At 47.4% G+C, this 25,701-nt stretch carries 25 protein-coding genes; 1 reads left to right on the forward strand and 24 read right to left on the reverse strand.

Going from position 1 to position 25,701, the window contains the following annotated elements; translation table 11 throughout:
- Positions 1-59 precede the first annotated feature (59 nt).
- The 10 genes from KJS63_RS12255 to yeiL all read right to left on the reverse strand — a co-directional run bounded on the left by KJS63_RS12255 (position 60) and on the right by yeiL (position 8,628).
- Complete coding sequence (locus tag KJS63_RS12255) at positions 60-698, reverse strand: peroxiredoxin-like family protein (RefSeq protein WP_213619387.1); 639 nt, start codon at positions 696-698, stop codon at positions 60-62.
- Positions 699-716: 18 nt separating this feature from the next.
- Complete coding sequence (locus KJS63_RS12260; RefSeq protein ID WP_213619388.1) at positions 717-1,148, reverse strand: MarR family winged helix-turn-helix transcriptional regulator; 432 nt, start codon at positions 1,146-1,148, stop codon at positions 717-719.
- A gap of 167 nt (positions 1,149-1,315) precedes the next feature.
- Complete coding sequence (locus KJS63_RS12265; RefSeq protein WP_213619389.1) at positions 1,316-2,125, reverse strand: phosphotransferase family protein; 810 nt, start codon at positions 2,123-2,125, stop codon at positions 1,316-1,318.
- A gap of 4 nt (positions 2,126-2,129) precedes the next feature.
- Positions 2,130-2,231: an HAD family hydrolase gene (locus KJS63_RS12270; protein ID WP_213619390.1), complete on the reverse strand. Its 102-nt coding sequence runs from the start codon at positions 2,229-2,231 to the stop codon at positions 2,130-2,132.
- Between the two features lie 44 nt (positions 2,232-2,275).
- A complete protein-coding gene (locus KJS63_RS12275) occupies positions 2,276-4,294 on the reverse strand; it encodes an ABC transporter permease (protein WP_213619391.1) in 2,019 nt (672 codons plus the stop codon).
- Entirely contained in the window at positions 4,284-5,051 is a 768-nt protein-coding gene (locus KJS63_RS12280) for an ABC transporter ATP-binding protein (RefSeq protein ID WP_374706280.1), read from the reverse strand. Before KJS63_RS12280 ends, KJS63_RS12275 begins: the two co-directional genes overlap by 11 nt.
- Positions 5,052-5,124: 73 nt before the next feature.
- Complete coding sequence (locus KJS63_RS12285) at positions 5,125-6,147, reverse strand: sensor histidine kinase (RefSeq protein WP_244862583.1); 1,023 nt, start codon at positions 6,145-6,147, stop codon at positions 5,125-5,127.
- Complete coding sequence (locus tag KJS63_RS12290; protein ID WP_068621311.1) at positions 6,144-6,812, reverse strand: response regulator transcription factor; 669 nt, start codon at positions 6,810-6,812, stop codon at positions 6,144-6,146. The genes KJS63_RS12285 and KJS63_RS12290 overlap by 4 nt, the downstream gene beginning before the upstream one ends.
- Positions 6,813-7,011: 199 nt before the next feature.
- A complete protein-coding gene (locus tag KJS63_RS12295; protein ID WP_213619393.1) occupies positions 7,012-7,803 on the reverse strand; it encodes a hypothetical protein in 792 nt (263 codons plus the stop codon).
- Between the two features lie 150 nt (positions 7,804-7,953).
- Entirely contained in the window at positions 7,954-8,628 is a 675-nt protein-coding gene (gene yeiL, locus KJS63_RS12300) for a transcriptional regulator YeiL (RefSeq protein ID WP_213619394.1), read from the reverse strand.
- Positions 8,629-8,709: 81 nt separating this feature from the next.
- Between yeiL and KJS63_RS12305 the strand changes: the two genes are divergently transcribed.
- Positions 8,710-9,897, forward strand: a complete 1,188-nt coding sequence (locus KJS63_RS12305) for an MFS transporter (RefSeq protein ID WP_213619395.1) — start codon at positions 8,710-8,712, stop codon at positions 9,895-9,897.
- Between the two features lie 137 nt (positions 9,898-10,034).
- Here the strand turns inward: KJS63_RS12305 and KJS63_RS12310 are convergent, their stop codons facing one another.
- From KJS63_RS12310 to KJS63_RS12375, 14 genes are all read right to left on the reverse strand, one after another.
- Positions 10,035-11,768, reverse strand: coding sequence for a family 10 glycosylhydrolase (locus KJS63_RS12310; protein ID WP_213619396.1), 1,734 nt, complete (start codon positions 11,766-11,768; stop codon positions 10,035-10,037).
- A gap of 45 nt (positions 11,769-11,813) precedes the next feature.
- On the reverse strand, positions 11,814-13,421 hold the full coding sequence (locus tag KJS63_RS12315; protein WP_306432904.1) for an extracellular solute-binding protein: 1,608 nt from the start codon (positions 13,419-13,421) through the stop codon (positions 11,814-11,816).
- Positions 13,422-13,470: 49 nt separating this feature from the next.
- Positions 13,471-14,361 carry a carbohydrate ABC transporter permease gene (locus KJS63_RS12320; protein WP_068621325.1) on the reverse strand — a complete coding sequence of 297 codons (891 nt, stop codon included), beginning with the start codon at positions 14,359-14,361 and terminating at the stop codon, positions 13,471-13,473.
- Positions 14,362-14,388: 27 nt separating this feature from the next.
- Complete coding sequence (locus KJS63_RS12325) at positions 14,389-15,315, reverse strand: ABC transporter permease (protein ID WP_213619398.1); 927 nt, start codon at positions 15,313-15,315, stop codon at positions 14,389-14,391.
- Positions 15,316-15,339: 24 nt separating this feature from the next.
- Positions 15,340-16,638: a 6-phospho-beta-glucosidase gene (locus KJS63_RS12330; protein ID WP_213619399.1), complete on the reverse strand. Its 1,299-nt coding sequence runs from the start codon at positions 16,636-16,638 to the stop codon at positions 15,340-15,342.
- Positions 16,639-16,682: 44 nt separating this feature from the next.
- On the reverse strand, positions 16,683-17,666 hold the full coding sequence (locus KJS63_RS12335; protein WP_213619400.1) for an N-acetylglucosamine kinase: 984 nt from the start codon (positions 17,664-17,666) through the stop codon (positions 16,683-16,685).
- 20 nt (positions 17,667-17,686) lie between these two features.
- Complete coding sequence (locus KJS63_RS12340) at positions 17,687-18,676, reverse strand: LacI family DNA-binding transcriptional regulator (RefSeq protein WP_068621333.1); 990 nt, start codon at positions 18,674-18,676, stop codon at positions 17,687-17,689.
- A gap of 439 nt (positions 18,677-19,115) precedes the next feature.
- Positions 19,116-19,652 (reverse strand): nucleotidyltransferase domain-containing protein, encoded by a 537-nt coding sequence (locus KJS63_RS12345; protein ID WP_213619401.1) that lies wholly within the window; start codon positions 19,650-19,652, stop codon positions 19,116-19,118.
- A gap of 326 nt (positions 19,653-19,978) precedes the next feature.
- Complete coding sequence (locus tag KJS63_RS12350; protein ID WP_068621337.1) at positions 19,979-20,386, reverse strand: hypothetical protein; 408 nt, start codon at positions 20,384-20,386, stop codon at positions 19,979-19,981.
- 344 nt (positions 20,387-20,730) lie between these two features.
- Positions 20,731-21,762: a zinc-binding alcohol dehydrogenase family protein gene (locus tag KJS63_RS12355; RefSeq protein ID WP_213619402.1), complete on the reverse strand. Its 1,032-nt coding sequence runs from the start codon at positions 21,760-21,762 to the stop codon at positions 20,731-20,733.
- Between the two features lie 69 nt (positions 21,763-21,831).
- Complete coding sequence (locus tag KJS63_RS12360; RefSeq protein WP_213619403.1) at positions 21,832-22,545, reverse strand: SDR family oxidoreductase; 714 nt, start codon at positions 22,543-22,545, stop codon at positions 21,832-21,834.
- A 31-nt stretch (positions 22,546-22,576) separates the two neighbouring features.
- Entirely contained in the window at positions 22,577-23,137 is a 561-nt protein-coding gene (locus KJS63_RS12365) for an NAD(P)H-dependent oxidoreductase (RefSeq protein ID WP_213619404.1), read from the reverse strand.
- Positions 23,138-23,211: 74 nt separating this feature from the next.
- Positions 23,212-23,790 carry a TetR/AcrR family transcriptional regulator gene (locus KJS63_RS12370; RefSeq protein WP_213619405.1) on the reverse strand — a complete coding sequence of 193 codons (579 nt, stop codon included), beginning with the start codon at positions 23,788-23,790 and terminating at the stop codon, positions 23,212-23,214.
- Positions 23,791-23,875: 85 nt separating this feature from the next.
- Positions 23,876-25,255, reverse strand: a complete 1,380-nt coding sequence (locus KJS63_RS12375; RefSeq protein WP_213619406.1) for an FAD-dependent oxidoreductase — start codon at positions 25,253-25,255, stop codon at positions 23,876-23,878.
- Positions 25,256-25,701: the final 446 nt, after the last annotated feature.

Raw genomic sequence — 25,701 nt, forward strand, 5'->3', positions numbered from 1 at the left:
TAATGTGATTAATTGTATAAAATTAAGTTGTGCAAAACCAATATGGACAAAAAAAAGGATTACAACTTGCGCAGCTCCCAGAGAATATCCTCCGGCTCCATCCTCTTGGTAAAGTCGGGATTCACGTATGCGGAACGGATAACGGAGTGTTCGTCAATCATAAAAGTTCCCGTCACCGGAAGCAGCCAATGATCCGTCCCATTGTACTCGTGAAGATCAATATTATGGCTTAAGTATAAGCTTTTCAGATAGCCGGGCACTTCATATAATAGTTTATATTTAGCGGCAACGATTCCCTTAGGATCGCTGAGAACCTTAAAGGACAGCTCATCTTTTTCTTGATCAGACAGCGTATAATCCGGCAATTGCGGACTGATTGCGATAAGCTGAGCGCCTAGCGCCTGAATATCGGGGAGAATCTCCTGGTAAGCTCTTAATTGCCGATTGCAGTAAGGGCACCAGCCTCCTCTGTAAAAGGTAAGGACAACGGGACCTTTCGCCAATTCATCAGCTAAATTAATTGGGTTTCCAAGTGAATCTGGCAGTTCAAAGTCCTTGGCCTTCGTCCCGACCGACAGTCCTGTCGCGTTACCTTCCTCTTGAAGCTGCTGGATGACACGTTGGTGTATAGCCTGCACTTCAAACGGGTTCGCTGAAGTGACCTTCTCTAACGCTGAAGTTAAAGTCGTTGTCTGCATGGTCACACCTCCAATGGATTATTTGCCGCTGAGCTGAACGACTTTGTCCGCCAACGCTTTGATGGTTTTGTTTAATTCCGAGACTTCCTGGGTAGACATTCCACTGGCTGACAGGAGCGCGGATGGGATACAATCGGCTTCTCCTTTAAGGGCCAACCCTTTCTCTGTGAGCAGGACCAAGACGACCCTCTCATCTTCCGCCGATCGCACTCTCCGAATCAGTTCGTTTGCTTCCATCCGCTTCAGCAGCGGCGTCAAGGTGCCTGAATCGAGGTCTAACTGTTCCCCTAATTCCTTAACCGTTCGCTCATCACCTTCCCAGAGGGATAACAGCACAAGATACTGGGGATAGGTAATTCCCATTTGCTCTAATAGCGGTCGATACAACCGGGAAATGGCTCGGGAGCAAGCATATAATGAAAAGCAAAGGTGTTCGTTTAGTTGCAGCATGTGAGGTCAACCTCCATTTATGATTGTGCACAATTTAATTATACACAATGATATTGGACTGTCAACCGCTTCTATTTGATCTGCGCTGTCAAAATGGCAAATTTCAAGGCCATCCTTTGGTGGATGGCCCTTGCATATATACTCGCTCAACTAACTGTTGTATAACGTCACTTCATTCGTTTCTCCATAAAGTTTAACAGATGATCCTTCTCTTCGTCAGGAATCCATTCCGACAGTCTGGCAGCCGCTATCGGCAGCATCCACTCATCAATGTCATTACGCTGCAGACCGGAAGATGAAAGATATTGTTCCAAGTATACCTCGCTTATTGTTTCCCTCATCTGTTCAAATGCCTCTTTAACGCGATGCGGAGCTTCATCAGGCATCATACCAAAACGGAATAATAACAAAGTGCGGGCGACATCGCCAGCGGGATTGCCAATCATCCCCGTCATCCAATCTATTACCCAGTTGCGCTCACCGATCAGAACATTCTCCGGGTGAAAATCACCATGGCATAACCGATTTCCATCCGGCAGGCTTTTCAAATAATCAATGATCGCTTCCTTCACTTCTTCGGATAGATGGGGAGCGTTCTGAATGTTCTGGGCCAATACCACTTTTTGATGAAAGACAGGAGAGCCTTCAATATGCTCCAGGTCTAGTTCATATTTATGTATCCGATCATGTAAATCGGCAAACTCCCGGGTCAAGTGATGGAGTTCGTTAGGAGATTGAACACACCTACGAAGCAGGGTTGAGCCCTCAATTCGTTCAAACACAATTCCTTTCTTATGGTCAAAGTCCATTAAGTCGTACGCTCTTGGAGCGGGAATTCCAAGCAAAGCCACAATCCTATTGACTTCATACTCATATTTCACCGCCTCCATGGGAAATCCGTTCCTATAGAGCTTTAATATTTTATCCTGGCCTTGAGCAAATACTTCGGCTGTGCGACCCTCGCTAATTTTGTCCAATGGATCATCTCCTTCTATGAACGGCCTCCTTGGTTCCCGGAGTTATTTTATGGTTTGAATTTAATAACGTACCGTCGATATCGCTGAAAATCATCTTATATCTCATCTGGTCCCTCCTATATCACCAAGAACCCTTAGTACCATCAGATTTCAAGCGGACCCCTTGACCCCATATATATTTCTCAAGAAACCCACATAAGTCACAATGAAATAAACAAGATAGATCACCGCAAACACCAGTACTGCCAGAAGATAATATGAGACAATCCCTGCCTGAATGCCTGTGTAATAAACAAACCGTTCGCTGGCGAACATGCCGATGAACATACTGAGAACAATCGAAATCACGAACGGACATAGATAATATACAGCCAGCTGTTTTAGAACAACACGATCCGTTTCTTTCCTGCTCAGTCCCAGCTGCTTGAGAATAGCATAACGGAATCGATATTTAGAAGAGTCACTGAGCTGCTGGACCGCAAGAATCGTTAACGCAGCACAAAGAAACACAATACCGATATAAGCCAGAACAAATGCTATGGTTACTAAGGATAATTTTACTTCCCCAATGTCAGTATCCCTAACCTGGACGACTCCGGAATGCCTGAGCAGCTTGCTGCTCCCATATCCATGTTGGATCTTCGAGTTATGTTGTTCAAAATCATCAGAAAATGGTTGAATGGATCGGAGACGGTCGCTCAAATCAGAGGGTGCCTTTCCTTCTAAGCTTACGGCCAACAAGGAATAATACGGGTGCATGGATTTCAAATATTGATCAGGAACCACAATGAGATAATCCGCTCCGTTCATTCCACCTTGACCAAGGGGGTCGGTATACGTCCCTTTGTACATCAGAGCGTTGTTACCCGTTAGAGAACCGCTTGCGGCTAACTGTTCCAAGAAGGGCTTTACTCTATCTATACATTGAATCAAGTAACCGTTATTGCCAATCTCTACTGTTTTATAGCCAAGCATGGACCGGATATAATTATAGTCGCTTAGGCCAATATAGGTGTCGTAGCCATAATAGGAGCTGCCGTTGGCCCCCTGCCATGCCCCATCTACATGTTCATATAGATCCTGATTAATGGTATTTGTACCGTTCTCATAGATACGGTAAGTGTGCTGATCTTCTATCTTGGCACCCTCAGATATGATGCTTAGCTCATGATTAAAGTTATATGTTGTATCTTCACTGAAGACCAGCACATCAAATGGCAGGCTTCGATCCAATTCTTTATTCTGATAATCCGCGGCCATCATGACAACCATCCATGCAAGCAGCGCCGTTGTAAATAGAATCGTCAGGGTTCCCATCGTGAAGCGCATGGTCTTAATTTTTGAAGACAACTGCCGAAAAACAAAAATATTGGCTTCCCTGTATATCCCCTTGTGCCGTTTTTGAATATAGCTGATAAAGAACGAAGAGAGCCCTATATATAAAAGATAAATGGCCACAATCAAACCGGCAATATAAAACCACACCGATCCATTGCTCAATTTGGAGGTTAGTACAACCACGTTAAATATAATAATATAGGTTACAGAGATGAACAGATATATTCGTTTCCACGTTTTTTTCTCGTTATTGATGAACTCGTTCTGTTTATCCATGTAGATCAAGCTGTTAATGGTCATCTTCTTGAACTTACGCTTTACCCTAAACAAGGCCAATATATAGGCGAATAGAAACAAACCGAAGGTCAACAGCAAATTCCATAGACTGAAGTCAGGTGAAATAGAGTACTCTGCATCGACAATGGAATAAAAGATGTTGGTAAACGCAATCTGAAAAAACATGCCCGGAATTATTCCCGCAAGCAACGAAATAAACCCAAGAATCATATTCTCCTTACGGAAACTGGAAGCAATTTGTTTCTTCTTCATACCCAGTAGCAAATAGGTCCCAAACTCCTTGCTGCGTTTCTCCATCATGAAATTAACCATGTAATGAACGAGCCAAATGACTATGCATATTATGAAACATGATGCCAAGGCAACAAAGGCAATGAACATGGTAAATTCCCGATAGAGATTCTTCATATCTGTGGAGAACATCATGCCATTGAAGGCAAACATAAGTGAAGACACCACCGCCATGGTCATGATGTATAGGATATAATCTCTCGAGGATCGCTTCACATTGCGAAGAGTGAGTCTACTCAGCATCTGGAACGTCACCCCCTGTGAGGGAAAGAACATCCAGGATCTTATTTAAAAATACGCGCCTTGTATCGTTTCCTCTAACTAACTCGTGAAATATTTCACCATCCTTGAGGAACAAAATACGCTTGCAATAGCTAGCCGAGAATGCATCATGTGTAACCATTAGAATTGTTGCACCCATATTTTCATTCATAGATGTAAATGTATCCAACAGCGTCGTAGCTGATTTGGAATCAAGCGCACCTGTCGGTTCATCGGCCAGAATCAGCTTCGGCTCATTTACCAGCGCCCTGGCACAGGCGCAGCGCTGTTTCTGCCCTCCTGACACTTCGTAAGGGAATTTATCTTTGATTGGATAAATACCCAGCTGGTCCATCGTTTGCCTGGATCTTGCATTAATCTCCTTTTTCTCTTTACCTTGCAGGGACATTGCGAGAATGATGTTTTCTTCGATCGTCAGGGTGTCCAGAAGATTAAAGTCCTGAAACACAAAACCAAGATTATGCTTACGAAATAGCGCAAGCTTCTCCTCGTTCAAAGTGGTAATATCCTGATTCTCAAAATAAATATGACCTGAGGTCACCGTGTCAATTGTAGACAGCATATTCAGCAGAGTTGTCTTTCCGGAACCTGATGGGCCCATGATTCCCATAAATTCACCGGAATTTATTTCGAAGCTAACTCGATTCAGCACCTTAGTCATGTTAGCTTTGGTTCCGTAATATTTCTCCACATCACAAATTCTTATGAATCCACTCAATAGGTCTCATTCCTTTCGCAACGGATAACACAAATATAGTTGTTAGCATTCCTATATTGTATGTAGTTATCTTTCATCCATCTTTCAGTTTTGAAAGAAACGAGTTCTTGGGAAAGAGTAAGGTGATTTCTGTAAATTCCCCCAATCTGGATTGTGCGCTGATTTGAAGCCCTAGCTTAAGGCAAAGCTTCCTGCAAAGATATAGGCCAATCCCCGTAGACTTGCCTCTGCTGCGGCCGTTGGAGCCAGTGAATCCTTTATCAAAAATACGGTTCTTCTCCCCCTCGGGTATCCCAATTCCATCATCCCTCACCGTCAGTTTGATTCCGCTGTTCATTGTGATACTGCAGATAGAAATCAATCCGCCGCCTTCCCTCTTATATTTCATGGCATTGAGCAGAATTTGTCCAAGAATAAACTCCAGCCATTTGCTATCAGAGAATACGGTTGTATCCTTACACTCCACTTCGACACTCATTTGATTCTGTATCATTAGATACTTATTTTTCTTAAGAACGTTGGATACAACTTCCTGTAACTTCGTTTCTTTTATTATGTAATCTTTATAGACCTCATCGGACCGGGCATAGAATAACGCCTGCTCCACATCGTTATCCAGTTCGGTCAGATATCTCTCTATGCGCCTGCTGTAATTATGCTCTTGATTATGACAGGCCAGACGTATTTGGGTGATAGGAAGTTTAACCTCGTGAATCCAGCCTTCGATAAATTCACGGTACTCCTTCTGCTCATGTTCCAGCTGATAGATCCTCTCGACAACCGCTTTGTTGGATTTCCTGAGGATTTCCCGGTAAAGCTGGTCTTCTAAACGCCATGAATTTTCTATACATTCATGAACAAGATAGGGCTGATCAAGCTCTTTCATTAATGCATCGATCTTTCCAAAATAAAGCTTGCGTCTCCAATAATCGGCCGTGGCCCATATCAAATAGACAAGGGACCATGTGATAGCAATGAGCAGCACCGTTGTCCTGTTGTTCCGAACTGCCAGCAGATAGAGGGAGAGAAGTAATACGCCTATTCCATTTAGGAGAATCAAGATGATTTTATCTTTCAGATATCCACCCAAGGTCATATTATATAACCCACCCCTCTTTTGGTCCCGATAAAGTCCGTTACCCCTAACTGCTCCAGCTTGCTTCTGATCCTGGTCACATTCACACTGAGCGTATTGTCATCAATGAACACATCGTTATCCCACAGATATTCGATAATATCCAGTCTTGGAACGACCTCGCCCTTCCGCTGGAACAGGTAATGCAGCAGCTTGAACTCATTTTTGGACAATTCCTGCGAATTGCCCCGGTACACCAACTTGTAGGAGCGTTGATCCAGCGTAAGCCCCTTATGCACAAGAGTCTGCTCCCCGCCTCGATCCTCACCTTTTGTACGTTTCAATACAGCAGAGATTCTAGCCAAAAGAACAGTAGGGTGATAGGGCTTCGTTATGTAGTCATCGCCCCCTGATGTAAATGCCTGCAGCTCGTCAATTGAACTGCTTCTCCCCGTTATAAAAATAATAGGAACTTTCGAAGACTTGCGGATAGCCGTGCATATAGAGAATCCATTGTATTCCTGAAGGTTGATGTCAAGCAATATCAAATCAGGGTTGTTCCTTACATCCCATTCCACAGTCGAGAAATTTTCGGTACATATCACATCGTATCCCGCATTTCGCAGCAGAATTTCCAGCTCTTCTCTAATAGATTCTTCATCCTCTATAATCAAAATTCTCGCCATAGTTGGTTGCCCCTTTTGTCTTAATGGAGTGAGCAAGTACAGAAGTTCAGGATAGGGAATAACCGGCGTAGCTTGGCGCTACCCCGGTCATCTTATAGGCTAAATCCCCTGTATAATGAACAAACACCTATATACATTCGACGTTTTACGTCAAAAACCTCCACCAAGCCAAGCAGCAAGATCCCTTTAGAAGCTGCCTCTAGCGTGAATGATTTAACTGGTCTGCCAATCTTCTTATTTCCACGCTCATTCTGGTATTAACGGGATACGCTTCTTCCAGATAACGAAGAATATGCAGCGCCGACTCTGGCGTCCGCTCGTATCCCAGGATCATATCGCCCACCTGAGCTGCAAAGGAAGGGTATCTTCTTTCCATCCGCCGTTCTTCACCAAACACATCCGGGAAGTACGCCTCCTCCTTCTCCAGCAAATGCAGAACGGACAGGATGTTATCCACGGCATAACTCTGCACGAACCTGGCCGCGGAGAGCTTCTCTCCCCGAGCATAACGGCATAGTCCCACGTACAAGTTGGTCAAAGCCTCGTTCAGCGGAAAATCAAGCTCCTCCCTTCGCTGTGTCTCCGTTCTCCTTCCACCCTTAGCGATCTCTGCAAGCCTCGAATTTGCGAGATGCGGGTCTATCCACACAATCCTTCCCTCCGAGTATGCGATATGTTCCATCTCCTCCTCCTCGAACACGGCAAACTCCCCATAGATCCCGTCCTCGAACAGAATCTTGTATCCGTCCACCGTATTTCGGAAGGTATACGCTAGCGGGCACACCTCCTCCAGCCAATCCAGCCGCTCAATATACTGTTGTTTATACCCTGGCTTCACAATCACAAAAAAGTCTAAATCCGAATAGTCATCAATCCGCTCCATTTCTACCCCGACCGATCCAACTCCTAATAACAGCAGCGCCTCACCTCTTTGCTCCAGCGACCCTCCGATTTCATCAAGTCTTCTAAGAAGCTGTTCCTTCCTTGCCATCCCTGATCTCCTCCATTCAATCAATAAAAAAAGGTCCAACCCCACTGCAGCGAGGTTGAACCTTTCGGTTACATGGCCTTTAATTTAATCTCACATTACTTGGATACTGCTGGATTGTCAAGATCGTATCCACATGCCGGATACTTCGCCTTAATGACTTACTCCTAACACCTCTGCAAGTTCATATAAGGAGTGATATTGTTTAATTTGATAATACCTTCCCTCCTTCTGTAAGTACCCTTTATCACAAAATTGGGTTAGCACATACAATAAGTGACGGTAGGACACGCCTAAATAATCACACACCGTTACGTGTTTCTCCTTATAAATCCCTTCATCCGCGGTTTGCAGAATAAAATCTGCAAGCCGGTTTTCAAGCGGAAAAGCAAGACTCTGTGAATACTTTGTAGCCATAAATGTCGCTTTTATACTTAAAAACTTGGTTAGTTCACGCAGGAATTTGGTATCCTCCATCAATAGTGTCCGGCAGCGATGAGTGGGAAGAGCGAAGCAAAGCGTCTTGGTTAAGGCTTGAATCCCTTTGGTATAGTACACCTCATTTAATAATTCCATTTCCCCGATGTAATCATGTGCGTTGATAAAATTAATTAAGGAAACCTTCCCATTTTGATGGGTTACATAGATTTTCGCTTTTCCTTCAATCACGTAGAACAGAAAATTGGGCCTTGTGCCTTCCCGGATAATCCACTCATCACGTTGGTACTCATGCACTTCCACCCACTCTTCAACTGGAATAGAAAATAAATGTGAAATGGAGTTCTTCTCCATCAACAATCGTTTTTTCTCACCCTTGTAGATTTCCATCTTCCCACCTCAAAACCTGAGATATCTCCTATTTTATACTCGTATCTCCATGATAGCATGCAAAGCATGGAGGGAAGTCAAATGAACACACATCGCTGGATGAGTATACAATTTTTCTGCTTTTTTATCACATGGGGGATTTTTCTGCCCTATTGGACGGGATGGATGGTTCATACCAAAGGGATTTCGGTTCCTGAGGCCAGTCTGATTATGAGCTGTGGTCTGGTTGCAAGAGGCCTTTCCACATTAGTTGCATTCCCCTCTCTATCGGGGAAGTTTAGCAGCAAAGCTTTATTATGTGGAGCTGGAATCGGCACGCTGATTGCTATTCTGTTTTATATTCCGTCAAGCTCCTTTACCAGTTTGCTTGTAGTTACATTAGTATTTCACTTCTTCTACCCGGTATTAATGCCTACCTTGGATAGCGCTGCTGGCCTGCTCGTCCAAAGCAACCAATTAAGACATTACGGGAAAAGCCGGCAGTGGGGATCGATTGGATTCATCTTGGCAGGCATGATTCTATCTATTTTTACAGGGATGTTTGGAGATCAAGTGATTTTATGGGCGTTCTTAATTGGTATAGTGGTATTCGTATGCCTTGGCTTCATGCGTGCGCCTGATATTCTAGCTGCAAAGCCACCTGTAGATCAGGTACAGCAAGGGGGCGTATTAAAATTATTCCGTATCAAACACTTTGGTTTGGTACTGATTATCGTAATCTTACTGCAAGCAGCGCATGCTTCTTATTACAATTATGGTTATCTCTATCTGCAGGAAATCCATGTCCCCCAATATTTAATAGGCGCCATTATTAACATTGCCGTGGTGGCAGAAATCATCCTGTTCTCCATTGCAGATCGGAAGCTTGGTAAGTACTCGACAGGCACCTTGCTCACCATAGCAGCATTAGGTTCTTCCTTACGTTGGATATTAGTATTTGCCTTTCCTAATGTCGTTGTGTTCAGTATTGCTCAAACCCTGCATGCATGCTCATTTGCTATGGGGCATTATGCCTTCATGAAGTACTTAATAAGAAACATTCCACCTGCGCAGATTCCGAAGGCCCAAGGCGTCTATTCAGCACTAGCTCTTAGCTGGAGCACTGCGGTGTTTACCATTTTTGGAGGCTATTTATACGAGATTGAGCCAAGATACGCCTTTATTGGTATGATTGGATGTACGATTCCAGCAATGATACTTGCGCTTGTATATCGAAAGCTGGAACACTATTTTAGCCCTGAGAGTTCTGAGAAAAGAATGCCTATTTAACTACAAGCTTTAAGGACCGTCCTTTTGAGGAACGGCCCTATCGCTTTGTTCAACATCGTTTTCTTATCTAAACGCGTTTGGTACCGCACATGCAAACATGAGGCCATCCATTTGGGTTGGCCTCATGCGCATTAAGGTTAATTTGTGATCTTCACATTGCCAAATACGGCCTTATTCCCCGCGTCATCTCCCGGATTGCTGAGCGCCATGCCGATATACACCTGGCGGCTCATCGGGATCTGAACGGTTCCAACCGTCTTCCAGCGTTTCCCGTCAGACGAGACCGCGCCTGTGAAGGTATTTCCCTTTCGGCTCAGCTTAAGCCAGCTTGGAGCAGAGGCATCCGCTGTCTGGTCGACCGTACTGCCCGTGGTCTCTTTACGATACTGGAAGGTTGCCCCATTCTCAGGGGTAATCATCATGTCCGCGTGCTTCGCATCATGCCCCAGCGACTCCCGAATCATAATGCCAGCCTTGGCCCAGCCGTTCATGCGTTCTGTTGAACGCAGCTGAACCAAGATCTCCGAATCCCCTTTCACAGGCTGATATACAAAGTTCAGCTGATCCGCTCTTCCCCAAATATCCGTGGATGTACTGCTCATGGTAAATTGCTTATTGGAGGAATTATATACAACATTCCCGGGCTTGGAGCCGATATTTCTTGCCTTCCAGCCTGCAGGCAGCTGAGCCGGATAGTCATGTTCACCCGGCGGTGTCCAGTCCGGTGTCGGCCATGTCGTGCGTTCATCGATCTTGGCCAGCTGAGCTTCAGGCCAGGCCCCATAGGAGAAGAACGACAGGCGTTTCACACCAGGATAATTCTCGCGGATTCCCTTGTAAATCTCCTGGTATTCATCATCAGTCCAGTCATTATCCAGCGTTGCTACAATTTCTACTTGGCTGCCACTGATCCGGTCGTTCGTATCCTTCAGGATACCGTAGGCCTTGCTGTACACCCAGTCACTGTTGAATTCCCAGTCATCAAAGTACGCCATAGGGGCGACAAAGTCGATAGAATTTTTAAATTTGGCCACATTCTGCCCCACCTCTGTAAATTCCGGCGGCAAAATGTAGACACCAAGCTGCACATCCGGGTTTGAGGACTGGGAAATATCCTGACGGATATCGCCTACATACTTTCCGATTTGATCTGATCTCCATTCATTCCACTGCTTCCGCTGAGTGGAATCCACATCGAAATTAATACTGAGCGGTGAGTATCCGAATTGCGCCTTATATTTGGCCACGGTATAATCGCTTACATCCATGTTGTAATTATCGAAACGGATCCAGTCCAGCACAACGCCGTCAACCGCATAATTCTCGACTACTTCCTGAATGATGGAGCGTTCATACTGCTGCACTTCATGATGAATCGGATTGACGAAGTATTCGTTGCCGTTAGAACCTTTAAACGGAGTCTGAACCCCACCCACCAGCGCCTGCATCTGCCATTCCTTGTGCTTCCGGAAGGCCTCCTGATCATGGAATTGCGGGATCCAGGCATGCACTTTCATTCCTGCGGCGTGGGCTGCTGTAATGACCTCCTGAAGAGCATCGAAATTCTCGTAGCCTTGTGCAATCGGAGCGATATCGCTCTGATAGAACACCCGTCCGGACGGGACCTCGTCATCTTCATCCTGCTTCACGTTCATACTGATGACATCAACGCCGTAGCGTTTGGACAGCGTAATAAAGTTCTGAACATCCGCCTTGTTCTTAAACTGGTTAACTGTTCGTACAATAACCTCTGTTTCAAAAGGGGGATTACTCCCCTCCTGAGCCATAGCGGGAAACGAGGAACCCAATAAAGAGACAACCAACGCCAAGCTTAACACTGCAATAGACCTTGCTTTCCGTGCAAATGTCATATTCTCGCCTCCATAAAATAGTTGAATTTATGTTATTAACAAGAATTACTTCGCCGCGTTAATTTTCCGGAGATTCTCCTGCCATCTTTGGGTTTTGAACTCAAGCAGCTTATCCAGCCCAGCATTTTGGGCGTTCTTCTTAGCCGTCTCCAGAGCCGACAGCACCTCTCCATCCGACTTCGCTTGCACCATCTGAGCGAAAGCAAGGGTATGAATATTCTGAATATTTTGGGCGATGATGCCGATCTCTGTATCGGGAACCGGGTCGGTATTCACAAATTGTGTAATGTCCAGAGCGGTTTTCCAGGTCACCGTGGACTGTGCCACCGTCTCCCACGATTTCTGGTTCGCGGAAAGCGAGGCCTCGAGGCTCATTTTCGCCTTATCGATAAAGGTCGTATTTCCCGCCCAGTTGAAATCTTCGAATTTCCGCATGGTTTCCGTACGCTCATTAGCAGGTGTCGTCTTGTATTTCTTATTCGGAATCGGAGCGCCATCGGCATTCTCTTCATCCCAATATAAACCTTTCGGACCGAAGAACAGAACCTTCTGTCCCTCCGGACCTGTGATCCAGTCATAATAAGCGAAGATGGCCTCCGGATCCTTGGCACTCGTCGTAATGACACTGACGTTCCAGCCCAGCGTCTCAAAGCCGCTTACAAACACCTTGTTCTTGTCTAGTCCAGCTTTATGGATCGGCCAAATAATCTCATATCCGCTGTCCGGTTTGCTTGCAGTCAATGCCCGGTGTCCCTCGGCTCCATACGTAGTGATGTTGGACTCTACCATGACCGCTACGCGCCCGGTATTCACCTTCTCCTTGACCGCATCCTGAACTTGCTGCAGGGCATCTTGAGTAATCAGGCGTTCACGGAACAGCTTATTGATATACAGCATCATTTCCTTGTAAGCAGGATCGTCATAGATGGGGAGCAGCTTGTTGCCTTCCGGATATCCCATGAGAGAAATGAACTTACTGGTGGAATTCTCCTTGAATCCCCCATACATAATTTCAAGGCCCGCCCCTTTCTCCCCAACCTCAAGAGGCACTACATCCGGGTATTTGTCCCGCACCTGGAGCAAATATTGGTACAGATCATCGAAGGTTTCCAGCTTCGGTCTGCCAAGCGCGTTATAAATCTCTTTATTGACCATCCAACCCCCATTTCCGAACTGCCCTGAGGTGTACCAATTTGGGATTTGATAGATCTTCCCGTCCTCAGAGCGGAGCAGGTTCAGGGTGGATTCCTTTACATATTTCTTGAAGTTTGGATATTTCTCATAGTATTGATCCAGCGCCACGAGTTTCCCTGCCTGCACCAGCCGTTCCACCGTAGATCCCCGGTCGGTGAAGATCACATCGGGCAGATCATCGCTGACGATCATCGTATTCAGCTTCTCCGCGGCCGCCCCTCCAGATTGCACTGGTTTCACAGTAACCTTCCGGTTCTCCTGAATCCATTTCGTTGCCGCATTCTCCCCCCAAGGCGCTGTTGTAAGCCAGTCGTAATTTCCAAAGAAGCTGAAGGTAGTACCGCCATCTGCCCCGGTATTCCCTTTGCCCTGACCTTCTTCCTGCTTCCCGCCTCCGCTGCAAGCCGTGACTAGAAGCAGCAGGCAGACCAGCAGAAGCGATACCCATTTCAACCGCATACGCATTCTTTCCCCTTCTTTCTACACGATATGGAGATTGCTAGTGACGCTATTCTTTCAATGAACCGATCAATACCCCTTTAACAAAATACTTTTGCAGGAAAGGGTACGTCAGAATAATTGGAATGGTGGCGATCATCATCGTAGCCATGGTCAATGACTTCGTTGTAACCGTCCGATTCCGGTTCATATGATCCAGTGCGATGGCATTCGATGAGCCGAGTTCAGTCATAATATTAGAGTTCATAATTTGCCGCAGCAGCGTCTGTATCGGAAGCAGGTGGTCCTTCGTAATATAGATCGCTCCCGTGAACCAGTCGTTCCAGTAACCCACGGCTGTAAATAAAGCAATCGTAGCAAGCACTGGGCCTGAGACGGGAATAACGATCCGGAAGAAAATGCCGTAGTTGCTGCAGCCGTCAATTTTGGCCGATTCCTCCAGCCCGTCGGGCAGAGCGGAGAAGAAGGTGCGGATGACAATCATGTTGTAGACGCTAATGATGCTAGGAATAATCAGAACCCAGAAGGTGTCCAGCATACCCAGCGAGCGGATCAGCAAATAAGTGGGAATCAGCCCTCCGCTAAAGAACATCGTGATCATGAAGAACACCATATACTGCTTGCGAAACAGCAATGTCTTCTTGGACATTCCGTAGGCTAACAATGCCGTGAAGAAGACAGATAATACCGTACCGATCACAGTTCTAAGAACGGTGATCAAGAAAGAGTTCAACAAGCGGTGATCCTGAAACACAATGTAATAGTTCTCCAATGTATACACTCTAGGCCATAGGGTTACACCGCCGAGCGCCGTATCACTCCCTTGATTGAAGGAAATAACAAGCGCGTTCCAAAACGGGTAGAGCATGATTACGGCCATCAGTGTCAAGAGGAGATAGATCGTCCGCTGCATCATTTTATCGCCCAGGCTTAGTCTCATTGTTCACCCCTCCTATAAGCTGTAGGTCTACCAGAGACTGACATCTGCCCGGCGGGCAATTTTGTTGGCGGTCACCAGCAGAATTACACTGATTACCGCTTTGAACAGCCCTACCGCTGTCGCATAAGAGAATCTGGCATTCAATATCCCAACACGATACACATAGGTGTCGATAACATCGGAGTAAGGCTGCAGAATTGGATTGGTTGCCAGCAGCAAAATGTCTTCAAAACCCGCACTGAGCAGATTGCCGATAGCAAGAATCATAAAGATAATAATTACAGGGGAAATACTGGGGAGTGTAATGGTGTAAATTTGCTTAAACCGGCTTGCGCCGTCTATAGAAGCGGCCTCATACATAGAAGGATCAACGCCCGCGATCGCAGCCAGATAGACAATGCTGCCAAACCCGATCTCCTTCCACACATTCACGCTCACAAGAATCGACCAGAAGTATTCCGGTATCGCCAGAAAGTTGATCGGCTCATGGGTCAGGTTCAGCTGCTCCAGCAAGTAGTTCACTGTTCCGTTATCCACCGACAGCACCGAGAATACAAGGCCGGATACAATGACCCAGGACAGGAAATACGGCAGGTAGCTGACCGTCTGGATAAATCGTTTAAAGGCCATATTCCCGATTTCATTAAGCATCAGCGCAAGCAGAATCGGGGCAGGAAAGGCAATGATCAGTTTCAGCAGACTAATCACAAGGGTATTCCTCATTACAGTCCAGAACTCAGGCGCCTCAAAGAACATTTTGAAATTCATCCATCCAACCCAAGCACTTCCCAGCACGCCTTTAAAAATGTTGTACTGCTGAAACGCCATAACCACGCCATACATCGGAATGTAACTGAATATTGCGATAAAAATAATTCCCGGCCAGACCATGGACTGTAAATCCAACTGATTCGTAAATTTCTTCCATACACTTGGTTTAACGGCCGCCTTCATCCACGTTTCCTCCTCTGGCGCCTTCTAGTGAAACATAGGCAGATACGGTTTGTTTTTCTCCAGCATTTCATCCAGCAGCTGTTCAGCTACAGTGACCGAAGGCACCAGCGGGTGATGAACCAATGCCTGCAGGGCAATGTCCCGGTCCCCGTGTACGGCTGCCTCGATGGTCAGGCTCTCGTATACCTTGACCGCCGCAAGCAGACCTTTAATGGACTCTGGAATTTTCCGCAGCGGAATTGGCAGCGGGCCCTGCTTGGTCACTATACAGTTCACCTCAATGGAAGCATCGTCCGGCAGGAAGCCAATAATTCCGTTGTTGCGTACATTCAGCGTCTGGATATCGCGGGAATCATTATAAAGGGACCTCATCAGCAGTACCGCCGCCTCCGAGTAATACGCCCCGCCGCGCTGCTCCAGCTGCTTCGGTTTCTCCTTCAGCTCCACGTCCCGGTACAGCTCGAACAGCTCTTCCTCCACCTGCTTCACCACTTCCGCACGCGAGCCGGTCGTTGCCGCCGCTTCCTTCTGTTCCTCCAGCATAGCGTCCGTCATATAGTAATAGCTCAGGTAATAGGAGGGGATCGATTTCAATCCATTCAGGAACCGGTGGTCCCAGGAATCAAACGGCACATTGCTCGCCTTGTAGCTCTGAGGGTAGTCAATAAGCTCCTGCAGCTTGCTCTCTCCGTCAATCACGACATCGGATACCCAGTGTAGATGGTTAATGCCGACAAACTCCGAATAGATCTTCTCGGTAGGAAGCCCGAAGAACTCAGAGAGCCACTTTTGAAAACCGATCGGCGAGTTGCACAGGCCTATGCTTTTGACCGAGGAATACTTGTGAACAGCCTCAGTCACCATACCCGCTGGATTCGTAAAATTCAGCAGCCAGGCATCTGGCGCAAGCTCCTCGATATCCCTGCAGATATCCAGAATGACCGGGATGGTCCGCAAGCCTTTCATCATTCCTCCGGGGCCAGTCGTCTCCTGACCGATGACATTGTACTTTAGAGGAATCAATTCGTCCCATTTCCGCGCTTCCAGCATGCCTACCCGGATTTGCGTGCAGACAAAGTCCGCTCCGGCGATAGCCTCCCTCCGGTTAAGCGCTTCCACAACTGTGATCGGCAATCCGGACTTAGCAATCATACGCCTGCTCAGTTCCGCAATCGTATGCAGCTTTTCCTTCCCCTCCTCAATATCCACCAGCCATACTTCCCCGATGGGAAGCTCTTTGTGGTGCATAAGGATGCCCTCAATAAGCTCAGGTGTATACGATGACCCAGCTCCGACGACAACTAGCTTTAATGTTTCCTTCATAACCAGACCCTTCCTTCGCCTTTTTCATTTTGGTTGGATGATAACTAGCTTGTTTTATTCGGTACTTTCTCCAGGGACGACAGACGATCAAGTATCTCGCGATTAACATGCATCCCGCTGCTTTCCATCGCCAGAACAACCGAACCTACAACCGGCTCACGGCTTAATATCCTTAAGGTGCCATTGGGAGCCGACTGCTTCACCCTCTGCTCAATAGCGTGCCGGATAATACCTGAGCGGTCTCCCTTGGTCAGCAGGCTGCCTGCCAGTACTATGTCAAAAGAATCCTCCTCCATAGCCAATTGGCGTATAGTCGCCGCCGCGGCCAATCCCAGCTCATCCCCTTGCTTGATCAGCAATCCGGTGGCAACCTGGTCCCCTTCCTCTGCCGCCTGAAACAGCAGCTCGGCAATATGGGCCGGCAAGTCTCTGAAATGATCCAGGTAATCCTCCCGCAGCTCTGAAACGTTGGAATAACCCAGCAGTTGAGTTAAGCGCTCTGTCAGCACCGTCTTGCGCTCTCTCCCCTCGTCCGCCCGGATAACGCTGCGGAATACCTCTACACTTAAATCATAGCCGCCGCCAAAATCACCGAACAGATAGCCGAACCCCCCGCATTGGTACGTAGCTCCCTTCGAATTCTTGCCTGCACAGTTCACACCCGAGCCGCAAATCAGCACGACTCCATAGTTCTCCTCAGTACCTGACCGCAACGCATTCCAGGTATCGCAGGAAATCTCCGTCCGGGGAAGACCGAGACGGCTGATGATAGGCCGCAAAATCCGGAAATCGGGCTCCCTGTCTGCTCCTGCCATGCCAAACCAGGAGTACTCCAGTTGATCCTTGGTCAGTCCTGAAGCCGTAAGCGCTTCCGATACTGCCAGCCGCAAGCTGTCCTCCGCCTGCTGACGATTCTTCTGGTGGTTCCCGTTCCCTCCCCGGCCTGCGCCGATGACCTGGCCCTGTTCATTGGCAATTATGGCATAGGTTTTACTGCCCCCTGCATCCACTCCCAAGTAATACTTCAAGATCGTTTCACTCCTAATATTCAAGTTAATCTTACAGCAGCTGATGACTCACGCACGAGAAGCTGAGGAGCGAGCTTCGTTACAACGGGCGGCATCACCTCCCCATGGATCAATTTCATCAGCAGATCAACGCCGATGCTGCCCATTTGCGCCTCAGGCTGCCTGACCGTCGTCAACCGCGGGTAGAATTCACCTGCGAACTGCTGATCATCAAATCCTACGACCGAGATATCATGGGGTACCCGAATTCCTTCTTCGCGCAGCGCCTGGACAAGACCAAGGGCAATAAAGTCATCTCCGCAAAAAAAGGCTGTCGGAAGCCTATCTTCCCGAATCCATCTCTTGGCAACTTCATAGCCGCCGCTTACCGTAAACCCGCAGGAATCTGTGCCGAAAGGCGTTAACCCTGCTTCCTCCAACGCATGGCCATAGCCCCGCTTGCGCTCCGCAACACTGAGGAATACCGAAGGGCCGCCGATATAGGCAATCTGGGTGTGTCCAAGATCAATCAAGTGTTTTGTCGCTTCATATCCACCCTGATAATTATCAACCACGACACTGGGAACATCCTCATGCTGGAACTGGTTATCCAGCAGCACAAAAGGTATGTTTTTTCTTTTCAGCTCCTCTACATCTTCCATCTCTTCAAGCGGGGACAACAGGATAATCCCGTCCACACGGTCCTTCTGGAACAGAAAATTATCGCCTTCGTCCTCATTCTCAGCAATGGATAAGGCCAAAAAATAACCTTGCTCCGTCAGCTTCCGGTTCACCACGCGAATCACGCGGTCATAGAAAGAGTCATTAAAGTTGTTAATTGACATCCCGATGACTCCTGTCTTGCCGCGCACTAGACTCCGAGCCGCAGAATTGGGCTGATAATTCAATTCCTCCATCGCTTTCAGCACTTTCTGTCTATTGGACTCACGCACAGACTGTGAATTGTTTAGCACTCTGGATACGGTCACTACCGAGAGCCCCGACTTTTTGGCTACATCATGAATGTTCATTAAATTTCTATGCCTCCATCATCTAAAAGTTTAAACCTTTAAACTTTTAGGATAAAATAAAAAACCTTACCTGTTATATTATATCTACGATTTGACTAAAAATTAGACAGTATATGCCATGTTTCTCCTATTCATGACATTATAACATTCATGAAAGTTTAAAGGTTTATACTTTGGTATAATATTACTACTGTTCCTGTTATCCGTCAATCCAAAAGTTTCCACCAAGTTATATTTGCATTGCTCGATATTCTAATCGAATCCTTTGCCTGGTACCGGGTAAAATCATCGCCCACTCCAATGACCAACCCAAAACCGATTATCATATAGCGGAGGCCTAGATTACAATGAGCCTACAAAATATACATCAGTATATAAAGAAAAAGCCGCCCCACAAAATGGAGCGGCTTTCTATATCCTGTATATCTTGCCCCAACGGTCAATTGAACTCTCCTATTATACGATGCAATATATTTTTGCTATCTTCGTCCTTGGCTCGAGGTTGCCTGCCGATTTGTTTGTAAACCTCCTTTTCCTCCAAAAGCTGTCTCGGATGTAACACATGAGCCGATAAACCGTTTAACATATAGCTTTGTGGTAACAACGAATCGTCTCGCCATACCCACTCTGGTAAGCCATTCATAATAATGCTTCCATCATTGGTATTGGTTATGTAGCCCAATGTAATGTCTACGTCATCCTTACGAAAATCGGACTGTCTCCCGCGAAACTGCTCTTTTACAGGAACCTGTTCATAACCAGCTTCGGCAAGAGCGCATTCTAACTGCTCTCTGTTCTGTATCCATGTTACCAAGTCTATATCGTCATGTAGACGGGTGACCTTCCCAAGTAAAAAATCGATAGCCCATCCACCACGCAACCAGAACTTGCAATCAATTGTTGTGCAAATTGTACTGATTTCATTTAGTACCTTTAATTGTGACTCTGTTTGATCTCCGAATATTGGCTCTTTCATGTCAAACCCCTTTTACAAATGAAGTTCCTACCTGTTTCCATTAATAGTACCCTATACTGGAATACCTCTGCTATATTGTCTCGGGTCAAAATCTCCGTCTATTGTTCGTCTATTGGATGAAGAAAAATCAGTATTTTCCTCTGCATTTTTTTGTACATAATTAAATCTTACCAGCCATGCGAGGCTCTACTTTAGTTAGAGTCATAAAAATAGGCCAGCCCGTATAATTCCGGTTGACCTAGCATTACGAAAAGCCTACTGTACCCATAGCATGAGAATAGCACTTAGATTAACGGCTGCTGTTATCAACCAATCCTTAGCGGTACCTATTCCTCATCTTCGCCTTCGCATACAACTTCAGTAAACAGATTTAACGGAAACAGAGTAGGAACCCTCCGGCCCGGAATCTTAATAAACTCGACAAAATTTCTTCCAACACGGATTAGCCTCCCATGAAGCTCACCTATGTCTTCTGCAGTGGCCACCAAATCAAATGGCAGTGTCTTTTTAACACGCTCATTAAGGACAATAAAGAAGGAGGTTTGAAAATCAACTACAGTTGATCCTACTGTAAAAGAGGTCGAGGTCACTTTGGAGAGCTTCCCCGTCGTTCTCGTTAGCTTCGGAAAGCCGGGTTGGAACACCGTTACGATCCGGCCTACAACGGGCTGCAGGCGCTGAACCAAAGTGATGTTCTGAGGAGCAGGACAACCTTGAATATCAATATCGCTCAAAGAAACTCCCCCTGTAAGGTAATGTTGACTCCTATTTTATTCTGATCCCGAGATAATGTTTGGGCACCATAACTGTGAAATCATTGGAACCTAACCCTATGACTCTCACCGATTTGGGTTTCCCGACTGCCTTCGAAATGTCCTGCCCCATGATTTGGTTTGCTCATAAAAGATTGCACTAGTGTCAAAGTCAATATGCAAAAACGGCTCCAGAGCATTTTTCATGCTTCGGAGCCGCTTTAAGTCTATCAATTTCTTTTCCTGATTGTTATGCGCTCTGCCTATCCAGTAATACGCTTTTACCTAACCTCAAATTGGTTCTCCCTTCGGGACTTCACCCCTTTTCAAAACTGTTCAAGCACGATCTTGCCCACAGTCCGGCCGGTCTCCAGAAGAGCATGCGCCTTGCGGAGGTTCTCGGCGTTAATAGGCGCAAGCTTCTGTGCCACAGTCGTCTGGATGATCCCTTGATCCACAAGCCGGGCGATCTCATTCAGCAGGTTATGCTGCTCTATCATATCCGCCGTCTGATAACTCGAGCGGGTGAACATGAATTCCCAGACAAAGGTTGCGCTCTTGTTCATGAGCAGCGTCAAATCCAGTGATTCCTTTGTCTCTACAATGGAGCAGATTTTGCCCTGCGGCGCGATGGCCTCAGCCATGCCCTTCCAGTGCTGCTCGGTATGGTTCAGGCATAATATGTAATCGACCTGACCTAATCCATTCGCCTGGAGCTGCGGCATGAACGGGTCGTAATGGTTAATCACGTAATCTGCCCCCTGCTCCTTGACCCAAGCTGTAGAATCCGGACGGGAAGCCGTGCCAATTACCGTTAACCCAGCATGCCGGGCCAGCTGCACTGCGATCGATCCCACCCCGCCGGCGGCTCCGATAATCAGAATGGTTTTGCCGCTATTCACAGACTTGTCGGGTGATACGCCAAGCCGATCATACAGCCCTTCCCATGCCGTGATTGCGGTCAAGGGCAGCGCCGCCGCCTCAGCAAAATCCACGCTGGCCGGCTTCATGCCAACGATACGCTCATCGACAAGGTGAAATTCGCTGTTGCCTCCCTGGCGTACAATGCTGCCAGCATAGAAGACCTCATCCCCTGGCTGAAACAGTGTGGAGTCCGGTCCGACCTGCTCCACCACTCCAGCTACGTCCCAGCCCAGCACTTTCAGTTCACTTTCGGTACGGGCTTTGGGGGCTCTCACTTTGGTATCCACCGGGTTGACCGAGACAGCCTTCACTTTAACCAGCAGATCCCTGCCTGTTGGCACCGGCTTCTCGATTTCCGCATCTATTAGACTATTGGGATCCTCAATGGGCAGGTATTGGAACAGGCCTACAGCTTTCATCTTTTCTTGGGTCATCGTTAATCTCTCCTTAAAATTGTAATTTTCATAGATTCTTCATGTAATGTGATTTGTCTGGATTCCGTCTTACCAAGGAAGCTGGCTATCCATATAGTAGAAGCCGCCCGTCGGGCCATCTTCAGGCAGCGTAGCCAGACGGACTGCCGTCTTCGCTCCATCCTCCGGTGACAACTCGGCCTTTTCTCCGCCCATTTGCGTTTTAACCAGGCCAGGGTGCACCGAGTTTACCTTCAGGTTCGTTCCTTTCGTCTGCTGTGCCCAATAAGCTGTAAGCATATTAAGGGCTGCCTTGGATGCGGAATACGCAGGGGTGGCAATACGCTGTGCCAGCCCATCGGATAGCATATATTGGATCGATCCCAAGGCACTGCTCTGGTTCACGATCCGCCCAGCTTCGCTCTTCAAGAGATGAGGCAGCAGCGCTTCTGTGATGTAGTAAGGGGCGAACGTGTTGACCTCAAATGTATCCCGGAATGCGTCCCCTTCGTATCCACTCGCTTCAGCCCATATCCCTGCATTGTTAACCAGAATATCCAGCCGTCCATAGGTGTCACCAATCCATCCAGTCAATGCAGCAATATGCTTCGAGTTCGTTACCTCCAGTTCGACGCCAACCGCATCAAGGCCTTTGCCCCGCAGCTCGGCCGCCACTTCATCAGCTGTCGCCTGGGTACGTGCCGCAACCAATACCGTGATGCCCTGTTCCCCCAGTTGTTTGGCGATTTCATACCCGATTCCTTTGTTCGCTCCCGTAACCAAGGCCACTTTTTTGTTTGTCATGTTCATTTCCTCCTCAAGAGTTATAGGTTTGTTATTTGTTAATTGTTATCAGGCCGGCCGTCTGTACATGGCTTATAGTTCTCAGATGCTGAACATACGCAGCCTGGGCTTCGGTTATCTGTTCATCCGTGATCTGGTTCGCGTTATGGACGGCAAAAGGAGGCAAATAATGCCCACTTACGTAGTTGGCGAGCGCCTCCATCGGTTTAGCGATCTCCCGGACTGTGAAGAGATTGTATCCCCCGGGCTGATACGAAGCGGCTGTACCCGCCGTTGAGATCGCAATGCCAACCTCCTTGCCCTTCAGGTGCTCCCCACCCGGACCAAAAGCATAACCATAGGTCAGCACCTCATCGAACCACTTCTTAAGAAGCGGAGGCGTGCTGTACCAGTAAAGCGGATATTGGAAAATAATCCGGTCATGGCTATCCAGCAGCGCTTGCTCATGAGGAACGTCCAGTGGGCGATCTCCGTAAAATTCATACAGCGCGTGCACCGTCGTATCCGGCTGCTCTTTCACGACCTGGGCCAACGCCCGGTTCACCCGGGAACTCTGTAAATCCGGGTGAGCAACAATAATCAGTGTTTTCATGTCTTTCGCTCCTTCAATTTTTAATTAATGAGAACGATCGTTCTAAATAACTCAAAAAAATTTGTCTGTTTACTTTACTTCTCTAATATTCGCATGGTCAGGGCAGAAATCCGCTCAAGCTTTTCCTTCGGCACCGACGTCCGGGCCATCACTCTCAGCCCCGTTAAGGCATTATGCAGATACTCGGCCAGCTCCTGGGCTTCGTACCGTTCGTTAAATTCACCACTTTGCTGCCCCCAGGATACAATCTTCACCAGCAGCTGCTCTACCTTCTCGAAGGCACTCACGGCTTTGGCATCTATGTCTTTATCCCGGCATGCCAATTCAACTGCCGAATTTACAAACATGCAACCGGATGGCACGCCTTCCTCACCAAGGCTCATATAATCGAAAACGAACTGCAGAGCTTCCTTAGCCGTCTTCGACTGCTTGACACCCGCCGCAAGTTTGGCATCCGTACGGTCCTCGAACCGGTCCATCGCCTTGAGATACAAGGTCCGTTTGTCTGTAAACGTATCATAAAGGCTTCTGCGGTGAATCCCCATATGCTCCACCAGATCGTTCATCGAGGTGCTCTCATAGCCTTGCTCCCAGAAGAGCTTCATGGCCTTATCCAAGACAGCACTTTCTTCAAATTCTTTGCTTCTAGCCATTAGGCAACCCTCCAGTCTATCGTATCCAAGACATCATACCACTTCCGGGAATGACCGGTAAAGAATAGCGTTGAAAGTCCAGCGGTTAGCTCGGTATTAGACCTAATAGATCATTCAGGATCTCCGACATGGATGGATGGGTAAAGATCATATCCCGCAAAGCGGTATATGGCTGCCCTGAGTTCATGAACACGGATACGATGTTCACCACTTCACTGGATTCAACTCCGAACATGGTGAAGCCTAGCAATTGCCCGGTATCTGTATCAACTACCGCTTTCACAAGCCCCTCGGTCTGTTTCAGTTGACGAGCCCGGGTTGAAGCCGTAACGGGCAGTTTAGCAACCTTGATGTTATAGCCTTGTTTCTGAGCCTCAGCCTCTGTCAGCCCGACATGGGACAAGGGCGGATCGATAAAGACCGAGTAAGGAATCTGCTTGCGGTCCAGCGTGGTCCGCTCCCCGCTTCCAAACCATTGATCCTTTATGATGCGGAAATCATCAAGAGAGATATACGTAAACTGCGGTCCTCCATTCACGTCGCCAAGTGCCCAGATGTGGGGGATGTTCGTCTGCAGCTTTTCATCAACCTGAATGAATCCACGCTCCGTAAGCCGGATACCTGCTGCTTCGAGATTCAGGCCATCCGTATTGGCCATTCTGCCGGTTGCAACCAGGACCGCATCGGCTTTCAGCTCCTCCGTTCCGTCAGGTGAGGATAGGTGGAGCGTGACCTCATCTTTGCCTTCGTCAACGATCCGATCCACACGGGTTGTGAGCCGGATTCGGATTCCTTTTTGCTCAAGCACCTTCTGAACCTCGTCGGCAATATCCCGATCGTCTCTAGGCAGAAACCGTTCGCCTTGTTCAAGGATCGTTACCTCGGTACCAAAACCGGCATAAATGGAAGCAAACTCGAGGCCGATATAACCGCCACCAATAATGGCCAGCCGCTCAGGGAGCCTCGAAAGGTCCAGCATTTCCGCGCTTGTATATACCTTGCTGCTCTGGATGCCTGGTACCGCAGGAATGACCGGCTTGGCACCCGTATTAATAAAGATCCGGTCCGCTTCCACCAGAACGCTTCCCTCTTGCGTGCTCACCTCTACCACATGTGCGGACTGGAAGGACGCCTTCCCTGTAATAACCGTAACTCCCGGTTGATCGTTCACCTGGTCGAAGTTCTTCGCACGCAGCAGAGCGACCAATTCATCCTTGTCCCGGATCGCCTGGGCATATCTCTCCCCAAGTGCTGTAACATCACCGATTCTCATCTGTGAGACCAGATGGGATTGATGAGCCAATGCCTTCGTTGGGATGCAGCCTACATTGATACAAGTACCTCCGTACATCTCAGCGGATTGTTCTACGACAGCAACGCGAAGTCCCTGCTTAGCCAAGTAGGGAGCCAGCGTCTTACCAGCCTTGCCAAATCCGATAATGAGCGCATTCACTTTATGTTTCATCTTGATCACCTCCGGCTGTTATACCTATTCATTGTCATTTTTAAACCTTGGCCACTCTTTTGAGAACGATCATTCTAAATTGGGTAAAGAGGTTTGTTTTTCCTGTGAGATCATCCTAACATATTGAGAACGATCGGTAAAGAATTATTTTTTTTTGATCGTCCTCATGTAGAAGTAGAAGGCACTGGTGAGATCGGCTTGAAGATGTAAAAAAAGGTCCAACCCCCTTCTTAGTGAGGTTGAACCCATTGGTTACATTTCCTTTATTTGTGATACCATCAGTCGTAATCCAGCCCCTGCACCGTGAACGATTACTTTGTTCTGCGGTTCTGGAGCGTGCAAAGGGTCCACCTTGTTGTCGATCAGGAGTGGAGTCTTCGCCCCATGGGCAATCCGTGCCCCGTTGACCACAAATCTGTAGCCAACTTAGAGTTGGCTAGATTGAC

The sequence above is a fragment of the Paenibacillus sp. J22TS3 genome (assembly GCF_018403205.1).
GTDB classification, from domain to species: domain Bacteria; phylum Bacillota; class Bacilli; order Paenibacillales; family Paenibacillaceae; genus Fontibacillus; species Fontibacillus tuaregi.

Coding starts and splice junctions, on each gene's coding strand:
- KJS63_RS12255 (WP_213619387.1), bottom strand. CDS start 698: ATGCAGACAACGACTTTAACTTCAGCGTTAGAGAAGGTCACTTCAGCG.
- KJS63_RS12260 (WP_213619388.1), bottom strand. CDS start 1,148: ATGCTGCAACTAAACGAACACCTTTGCTTTTCATTATATGCTTGCTCC.
- KJS63_RS12270 (WP_213619390.1), bottom strand. CDS start 2,231: ATGAGATATAAGATGATTTTCAGCGATATCGACGGTACGTTATTAAAT.
- KJS63_RS12275 (WP_213619391.1), bottom strand. CDS start 4,294: ATGCTGAGTAGACTCACTCTTCGCAATGTGAAGCGATCCTCGAGAGAT.
- KJS63_RS12285 (WP_244862583.1), bottom strand. CDS start 6,147: ATGACCTTGGGTGGATATCTGAAAGATAAAATCATCTTGATTCTCCTA.
- KJS63_RS12290 (WP_068621311.1), bottom strand. CDS start 6,812: ATGGCGAGAATTTTGATTATAGAGGATGAAGAATCTATTAGAGAAGAG.
- KJS63_RS12295 (WP_213619393.1), bottom strand. CDS start 7,803: ATGGCAAGGAAGGAACAGCTTCTTAGAAGACTTGATGAAATCGGAGGG.
- yeiL (WP_213619394.1), bottom strand. CDS start 8,628: ATGGAAATCTACAAGGGTGAGAAAAAACGATTGTTGATGGAGAAGAAC.
- KJS63_RS12305 (WP_213619395.1), top strand. CDS start 8,710: ATGAACACACATCGCTGGATGAGTATACAATTTTTCTGCTTTTTTATC.
- KJS63_RS12310 (WP_213619396.1), bottom strand. CDS start 11,768: ATGACATTTGCACGGAAAGCAAGGTCTATTGCAGTGTTAAGCTTGGCG.
- KJS63_RS12315 (WP_306432904.1), bottom strand. CDS start 13,421: ATGCGGTTGAAATGGGTATCGCTTCTGCTGGTCTGCCTGCTGCTTCTA.
- KJS63_RS12320 (WP_068621325.1), bottom strand. CDS start 14,361: ATGAGACTAAGCCTGGGCGATAAAATGATGCAGCGGACGATCTATCTC.
- KJS63_RS12325 (WP_213619398.1), bottom strand. CDS start 15,315: ATGAAGGCGGCCGTTAAACCAAGTGTATGGAAGAAATTTACGAATCAG.
- KJS63_RS12330 (WP_213619399.1), bottom strand. CDS start 16,638: ATGAAGGAAACATTAAAGCTAGTTGTCGTCGGAGCTGGGTCATCGTAT.
- KJS63_RS12340 (WP_068621333.1), bottom strand. CDS start 18,676: ATGAACATTCATGATGTAGCCAAAAAGTCGGGGCTCTCGGTAGTGACC.
- KJS63_RS12345 (WP_213619401.1), bottom strand. CDS start 19,652: ATGAAAGAGCCAATATTCGGAGATCAAACAGAGTCACAATTAAAGGTA.
- KJS63_RS12355 (WP_213619402.1), bottom strand. CDS start 21,762: ATGACCCAAGAAAAGATGAAAGCTGTAGGCCTGTTCCAATACCTGCCC.
- KJS63_RS12360 (WP_213619403.1), bottom strand. CDS start 22,545: ATGACAAACAAAAAAGTGGCCTTGGTTACGGGAGCGAACAAAGGAATC.
- KJS63_RS12365 (WP_213619404.1), bottom strand. CDS start 23,137: ATGAAAACACTGATTATTGTTGCTCACCCGGATTTACAGAGTTCCCGG.
- KJS63_RS12370 (WP_213619405.1), bottom strand. CDS start 23,790: ATGGCTAGAAGCAAAGAATTTGAAGAAAGTGCTGTCTTGGATAAGGCC.
- KJS63_RS12375 (WP_213619406.1), bottom strand. CDS start 25,255: ATGAAACATAAAGTGAATGCGCTCATTATCGGATTTGGCAAGGCTGGT.